Source organism: Polaromonas sp. P1_G1 (assembly GCF_056405595.1).
This window is the reverse complement of the sequence record NZ_JBFUBU010000283.1, coordinates 1-373: the sequence shown is the minus strand read 5'-3', so window position 1 is coordinate 373 and position 373 is coordinate 1. Positions and strand designations below refer to the sequence as shown.

At 62.2% G+C, this 373-nt stretch carries 1 protein-coding gene; it reads left to right on the top strand.

Annotation, left to right across the window (positions count from 1 at the left end; translation table 11 throughout):
• Positions 1 to 10 precede the first annotated feature (10 nt).
• Positions 11 to 373, top strand: a 363-nt coding sequence (locus tag AC1D1Y_RS26855) for a thiol-disulfide oxidoreductase DCC family protein (protein WP_477685019.1), incomplete at its 3' end; no start/stop codon positions are given.

The following is a 373-nucleotide window of genomic DNA, read 5'->3' as shown; positions in this document are numbered from 1 at the left end:
AGGCGGCGGTATGACGCAGCCTACCTACAGCTACCGCAGTGATGTCCGTGTGCCCCGTTTTTCGGATGACAAGCCTCTCATCGTGTTCGATGGCCATTGCGTGCTGTGCTCCGGTTGGGCCAACTTTGTCATCAAGCACGACCGGCACCGGGTGTATCGCCTGTTGGCTGCCCAAACCCCTTTGGGGCAGGCTCTGTATGCGCACTATGGTCTGGGTGGGGACGATTACCAGAGCAACCTGCTGGTCGCCTCGGGCCAGGTTTTCATCAAATCGGAAGGCAGCATCCGCATGGCGGAAGGCCTGGGCTGGCCTTGGCGTGCCGTCGGGGTGTTGCGTGTGCTGCCCCTGCCGTGGCGCGATGCGCTGTACAGC